Origin of the sequence: Streptomyces sp. WM6386 (assembly GCF_000972385.1) — a bacterium.
Taxonomy (GTDB): domain Bacteria; phylum Actinomycetota; class Actinomycetes; order Streptomycetales; family Streptomycetaceae; genus Streptomyces.
In genome coordinates this window covers 53,264-59,530 of sequence record NZ_JXTE01000059.1, presented here as the reverse complement: position 1 = coordinate 59,530, position 6,267 = coordinate 53,264, and the positions used below count along the sequence as shown (strand labels likewise).

General features: G+C 71.5%; 5 protein-coding genes. 1 reads left to right on the top strand and 4 read right to left on the bottom strand.

Annotated features, from left to right (window positions below; all coding sequences use genetic code 11):
• Positions 1–539: 539 nt before the first annotated feature.
• Entirely contained in the window at positions 540–1,742 is a 1,203-nt protein-coding gene (locus tag TN53_RS30030) for an amino acid deaminase/aldolase (protein ID WP_046261858.1), read from the top strand.
• A 1-nt stretch (position 1,743) separates the two neighbouring features.
• Here the strand turns inward: TN53_RS30030 and TN53_RS30025 are convergent, their stop codons facing one another.
• Genes TN53_RS30025 through TN53_RS30010 form a run of 4 tightly spaced genes read right to left on the bottom strand, consistent with a single transcriptional unit; the run spans position 1,744 to position 6,262 of the window.
• Entirely contained in the window at positions 1,744–2,670 is a 927-nt protein-coding gene (locus tag TN53_RS30025; RefSeq protein ID WP_046261857.1) for a DUF2510 domain-containing protein, read from the bottom strand.
• 28 nt (positions 2,671–2,698) lie between these two features.
• Positions 2,699–3,469 (bottom strand): 3-oxoacyl-ACP reductase, encoded by a 771-nt coding sequence (locus TN53_RS30020; RefSeq protein ID WP_046261862.1) that lies wholly within the window; start codon positions 3,467–3,469, stop codon positions 2,699–2,701.
• A gap of 17 nt (positions 3,470–3,486) precedes the next feature.
• The gene (locus TN53_RS30015) at positions 3,487–4,860 is read right to left on the bottom strand and encodes an aldehyde dehydrogenase family protein (RefSeq protein WP_046261856.1); all 1,374 of its coding nucleotides are present in this window, start codon (positions 4,858–4,860) and stop codon (positions 3,487–3,489) included.
• 43 nt (positions 4,861–4,903) lie between these two features.
• Positions 4,904–6,262, bottom strand: a complete 1,359-nt coding sequence (locus tag TN53_RS30010) for a glutamine synthetase family protein (RefSeq protein WP_046261855.1) — start codon at positions 6,260–6,262, stop codon at positions 4,904–4,906.
• Positions 6,263–6,267 lie beyond the last annotated feature (5 nt).

Sequence of the window (6,267 nt, the reverse complement as noted above, 5' to 3'; positions counted from 1 at the left end):
GAGGTGTCGTGGGAGTTCCGGGGCTGTCCTGGCCGGGGGGCGGCGGTGTGTCCGGGGAGGCGTCACGAGCGGGGGTCCCGGGTGCCGGTCGTGCGCCCGGGAGCGGGGGCACGGTCGTCGTCGGGGTGGAAGCGCCGCTCGTCGGTCGCGTACCCGGTGCCTGGGCCGGTGGCCGTTCCTCGGTGCGCCCGGGCTCCTCGCGGTCCGTGGCCTCGGGGCCCGTCCTCGGAGGGTCCGTGGGGCGTGGGGGTGTTGTGGGGCGCGGAGGGATGGAGGCGTGCCGCGCTTCCGTGCTCATGCGCCCCCCGTTTCCCTTGTGCCCGGGTCCGTCGTCGTCCCCGGTGCGAACAGGCCCGCCCGGGCACGCATACCCGCACGGACGGATCGGCATCCCCTGACTCGGGCCCCTGCCGTCCTCACATGCGTGCGCGTCACTCTACGGGTTGTCCCCGGCCGGACGGGAACCAGTCCACGAGCCCGGGGCTTTAGCCCGGAACGTCCCCCTACCCTGCGGTAATCCTGTCTGGCAGGCTTCGTTCATGACTGCGCGCGCCGCCGACCGGGCCCGTTACGACCGGGCCACCGCTCACCTCGACGCTCCTGTGGCGATCGTGGATCTGGACGCCTTCGACGCCAACGCGGACGATCTCCTCCGCCGGGCCGGCGGTAAGCCGATCCGTCTGGCCAGCAAGTCCGTGCGGTGCCGGGCACTGCTCGAACGCGTCCTCGCCAAGGACGGTTTCGCGGGCCTCATGTCCTTCACCCTCGCCGAGTCCCTGTGGCTGGCACGCTCCGGGTTCGACGACATCCTGCTCGCCTACCCCTCCGCCGACAGCACCGGGTACGCCGAGCTGACCTCGGACCCCAAGCTCGCCGCCGCCGTGGCCGTCATGGTCGACGACGTCGCACAGCTCGACCTCATCGACCGCTCCCGGGACGGCGGACGTGAAGTCGTCCGCGTCTGCCTGGAGTTGGACACCTCCCTCAAGCTCCTGGGCGGCCGGGTGCGGGTGGGCGCCCGGCGCTCCCCGCTGCACTCCCCCGCCCAGGTCGCCGACCTCGCCCGCGCGGTCGCCCGGCGACCCGGGTTCAAGGTCGTCGGGATCATGGCGTACGAGGGTCATATCGCCGGCGTGGGCGACTCCGTCGCCGGGCATCCGTTCCGGTCCCGTGCCGTCCGGCTGATGCAGGCCACCGCCCGCAAGGAGCTGGCCGAGCGGCGGGCGGCAGTGGTGCGTGCCGTCCGGGCCGTCGTTCCCGACCTGGAGTTCGTCAACGGCGGCGGTACCGGCAGCGTCCAGACCACCGCCGCCGAGGACGCCGTCACGGAGATCGGGGCCGGGTCGGGGCTGTACGTGCCGCGGCTCTTCGACAACTACACGTCGTTCAGCGGGCGTCCGGCCGCGCTCTTCGCCCAGCCCGTCGTACGGCGGCCCGGCGTCGGTGTCGTCACGGTGCTCGGGGGCGGCTATCCGGCCTCCGGTGCGCCCGGGCCCGACCGGCTCCCCGTGCCCTATCTGCCGGAGGGGCTGAAGTACGACCCTCAGGAGGGGCCCGGCGAGGTGCAGACGCCGCTGCTCGGCTCGCCCGCCGACGACCTCCTCCTCGGGGACAAGGTGTGGTTCCGGCACGCGAAGGCCGGGGAGCTGTGCGAGCGGTTCGACGTGCTGCATCTGATCGAGGGCGACACCGTCACCTCGACCGTCCCGACCTATCGAGGCGAGGGCCGGACGTTCCTGTAGGTCAGTCCGTCGGGCCGATGCTGCTGCCGACGCCGCCGCCGTTCGCGTCGCCGCTGGAGCGGATGCCCTTGGTGATCCGGTCCATGTCGGCGAGCGGCGGCCCGTCCTCGCCTGCGTCGAAGACGTAGCGCACGACGACCGGGGACTCGGTGCCGACGCTGGACTGGAAGGCGAGGGACTGGACGTAACCGCCGGGCCCCTTGGCCGTCTTGACGCGCCAGCGGACGAAATACCCGGCACGGCCGGCCACGGCGACCGGACCCGACTTCACGACCTCGTGCGACTCGATGCCGCCGAAGGGCCGCTTGCCGACGAGGTCGCGGTCGTAGGCGTAGTCGGCCGCGTCGGAGATGTCTGCCTTGGCGAGGGACTCGGGGGAGGTCTCGTCGTTGGAGGTCACCGTGCGCGAGATGACGAGACCGTGCCGGCACACTCCGGGGTCGCCGGGGCAGTCGTAGGTGCCGTCGGTGGACATGAGGACGTCGTCGTCGACGATGTACTGGGGTCGTACCCAGCCGTCGAGCAGCGGCACGGTGATGCCGTTGAGCTGGTCCTCGACGACGGCCGGGTCGTCGGCGGAGGGTTCGCTGGTGGACTCCGACGGCGTGGGCGTAGGAGTGGGCGTCCGGCTCGTCGGGGCGAAGGTGGGGGTGATGGACTCGGTCACCGTCGTGCTGCCCTCGGCGCCCCCGTCGTCACGCAGGACGAACGCTCCCGTCACGATCGCCGCGACCAGGACCACCCCGGCCGTGGTGAGGGCGATGACCTTCGCGCGTCCCGAGGCCTCGCCGCCCGGCGGCCGTCCCGGCACCGGCGGCGGGCCCGCGGGTGCGGGCTCGCGCCGGTGCTCGGTCCAGGCCGTACCGTCCCACCAGCGTTCCAGATGCGGGTGCTCGGGGTCGCGGTACCAGCCGGGCGGGGGCGTCATGCTCATCCCGGCACTCTAGGCCGCGGGCCTACAGGGGTGTGACGTAAGCCCCCGAGATTCCGCCGTCGACGAGGAAGTCGCTGGCGTTCACGAACGAGGAGTCGTCGCTGGCCAGGAAGGCGACGGCGGCGGCGATCTCCTCGGCCTCGGCGAAGCGGCCGAGCGGGATGTGGACGAGGCGGCGGGCGGCGCGCTCGGGGTCCTTGGCGAACAGTTCCTGAAGGAGAGGGGTGTTGACCGGGCCGGGGCAGAGGGCGTTCACGCGGATGCCCTCCCGCGCGAACTGCACGCCCAGTTCACGGGACATGGCCAGGACACCGCCCTTGGAGGCGGTGTAGGAGATCTGGGACGTGGCCGCGCCCATCCTCGCCACGAAGGACGCCGTGTTGATGATGGAGCCCTTGCCCTGCCGCCGCATGTAGGGGATCGCCGCCTTGCAGCACAGGTAGACGGAGGTCAGGTTGACCTCCTGGACGCGCTTCCAGGCCTCCAGGCCGGTCTCCAGGATGGAGTCGTCGTCGGGCGGGGAGATGCCCGCGTTGTTGAAGGCGATGTCGACGCTGCCGTAGGTGTCGTACGCCGTCTTGAACAGCGTCTCGACCTGATCGGGGTCAGTGACGTCGACCTTCACGAAGACTCCGCCGACCTCCTCGGCGGCCGCCTTGCCGCGCTGCTCGTCGACGTCGCCGCAGACCACGTGCGCGCCCTCGGAGGCGAGCCGGCGGGCGGTGGCGAGACCGATGCCGCTGCCGGCCCCGGTGATGACGGCGGTACGGCCGACCAGGCGTCGGCAGACCATCTCTTCGGTCGATGCGGTCACTGTGCGGGGCCCTCCGTGCTGATGAAGACGTTCTTGGTTTCGGTGAAGGCGGCCAGGGCGTCCGGGCCGAGCTCCCGGCCCACGCCGGACTGCTTGTAGCCGCCGAAGGGGGTCCAGTAGCGGACGCTGGAGTGGGAGTTGACGGACAGGTTGCCGGCCCGGACGCCCTGGGAGACGCGGAGCGCGCGGCCGACGTCCCGGGTCCAGATGGAGCCGGAGAGGCCGTACGGGGTGTCGTTGGCCAGCCGGATCGCGTCCTGCTCGTCGGTGAAGGGCAGGAGTACGGCCACGGGTCCGAAGATCTCCTCCCGGGCCGCCTCGGAGTCGTGCCGCTCCCCCGTGAGGACGGTCGGCGCGAACCAGAAGCCGGGCCCTTCGGGGGCGCTGCCGCGCAGGCCCGGGGCGTCGTCCGGCACGAACGACCGTACGCGCTCCAGCTGCTGACGGGAGATCAGCGGCCCCATCTGTGTCTTCTCGTCGGCCGGATCGCCCACGACGACGGCGGCCAGCGCGTCGGCGAGCAGCTCGCGGACCTCGTCGTACACGGACTCCTGGACCAGGATGCGGGTGCGGGCGCAGCAGTCCTGGCCGGAGTTGTCGAGGAAGGAGAAGGGGTCGACGGCGGTCTTGAGGTCGGCGTCGGCGAAAACGATGTTCGGGCTCTTGCCGCCGAGTTCGAGGGTGACCGGCTTGATCCGGCGGGCGCAGCGTTCCATGACGTCCCGCCCGGTGCGGGTGGAGCCGGTGAACACGATCTTGGCGACGCCGGGGTGCTCGACGAGAGCGGTCCCGGCGACCGGTCCGTGGCCCGGCAGCACCTGGAACAGACCCTCCGGCAGCCCTGCCTCCAGGGCGAGTTCGGCGAGCCGCAGGGCGGTCAGCGGGGTCGTCTCGGCGGGCTTGAGGATCACCGCGTTGCCGGCGGCGAGCGCCGGGGCCGTACCCCAGGCGGCGATGGGCATGGGGAAGTTCCAGGGCGCGATGATCCCGACGACGCCGAGCGGTTCGAGGATCGTGACGTCGAGGCCGCCGGACACCGGGATCTGGCGGCCGTTCAGGCGCTCCACTCCCCCGGCCGCATAGGCGAGCAGGTCACGGACGTTCCCGGCCTCCCAGCGGGCGTTGCCGAGGAGGTGACCGGCTTCCCGGACCTCCAACCGAGCGAGTTCCTCGACGTGTTGGTCGACGACGTCGGCGAACCGGCGCAGCAGCCGGGCGCGGTCGGCGGGGGCGGCCCCGGCCCACTTCACCTGTGCCGCGGCGGCCCTGGCGACGGCCGCGTCCACGTCGGCCGCGGAGGCCGCCGGGACGGTGGCGACGACCTCCTCGGTGGCCGGGTTGAGGACGGTCAGCTCATGCTCGTACGACAACGAAGAACCTTTCACAGACACTCGGGATCACAGACACTCGGGATCACAGGCGTTCGAAGGAGCGGCGCAACTCCCAGTCGGTCACCGCCGCGTCGAAGGCTTCGAGTTCGACGCGGGCCATGTTGCTGTAGTGCGCCACGACCTCGTCGCCGAAGGCCGCCTTGGCGATCGGGCTGTTCTCCCAGAGCTCGGCGGCCTCGCGCAGGGTGGTCGGGACATGGGCGAAGTCGGCGGTGTAGGCGTTGCCGGCGCACGCCTCGGGCAGCTCCAGCTTCTGCTCGATGCCGTAGAGCCCGGCTGCCACCAGCCCGGCGACGGCGAGGTGCGGATTGACGTCACCGCCCGGCAGCCGGTTCTCGAAGCGCAGGGAGCGGCCGTGGCCGACCACCCGCAGCGCGCAGGTCCGGTTGTCGTGGCCCCACGCGACGGCCGTGGGGGCGAAGGAGCCCGGCTGGAACCGCTTGTAGGAGTTGATGTTGGGGGCGTAGAGGAGCGAGAAGTCCCTCAGGGCCGCGAGCTGCCCGGCGAGGAAGTACCGCATCACGTCCGACATCCCGTCGGGGCCCGCCATCGCGTTGTTTCCGGCGGCGTCGGCGAGCGAGAGGTGGATGTGGCAGGAGTTGCCCTCGCGCTCGTTGTACTTGGCCATGAAGGTGAGCGACACGCCCTCCTGGGCGGCGATCTCCTTGGCACCGGTCTTGTAGATCGCGTGCTGGTCGCAGGTGACCACGGCCTCGTCGTACTTGAACACGATCTCGTGCTGGCCCGGGTTGCACTCGCCCTTGGCGGACTCGACGGTGAGGCCGGCGCCGGTCATGTCGTTGCGGATGCGCCGCAGCAGTGGCTCGATGCGGCCGGTCCCGAGCACCGAGTAGTCGATGTTGTACTGGTTCGCCGGTGTCAGCCCCTGGTAGCCCGCGTCCCAGGCCTGCTCGTAGGTGTCCCTGAAGACGATGAACTCCAGCTCGGTGCCGACCTGGGCGGTGTAGCCGAGCTCGGCGAGCCGCTCCAGTTGGCGGCGCAGGATCTGGCGGGGCGCGGCGACGACCGGGGAACCGTCCTCCCAGGCGAGGTCGGCGATGATCATGGCCGTGCCGGCGTTCCAGGGGACGCGGCGCAGGGTGGAGAGGTCCGGGTGCATGGCGAAGTCGCCGTAGCCGCGGTCCCAGGAGGACATGGCGTAGCCCTCGACGGTGTTCATCTCGGTGTCGACGGCGAGGAGGTAGTTGCAGCCCTCGGTGCCGTGGTGGAGGACCTCGTCGAGGAAGAAGCGGGCGGCGAACCGCTTGCCCTGGAGCCGCCCTTGCATGTCGGGGAAGGCCAGGACGACGGTGTCGATCTCACCGCTCGCGACAAGGGCGTGCAGCTCCTCGACGCTCAGCGGGGGTGTGCGATCTGCCACGGGAG

Excerpts from the sequence above, each read along its gene's own strand:
- TN53_RS30025 (WP_046261857.1), bottom strand. The coding sequence starts at position 2,670 with ATGACGCCCCCGCCCGGCTGGTACCGCGACCCCGAGCACCCGCATCTG.
- TN53_RS30020 (WP_046261862.1), bottom strand. The coding sequence starts at position 3,469 with ATGGTCTGCCGACGCCTGGTCGGCCGTACCGCCGTCATCACCGGGGCC.
- TN53_RS30030 (WP_046261858.1), top strand. The coding sequence starts at position 540 with ATGACTGCGCGCGCCGCCGACCGGGCCCGTTACGACCGGGCCACCGCT.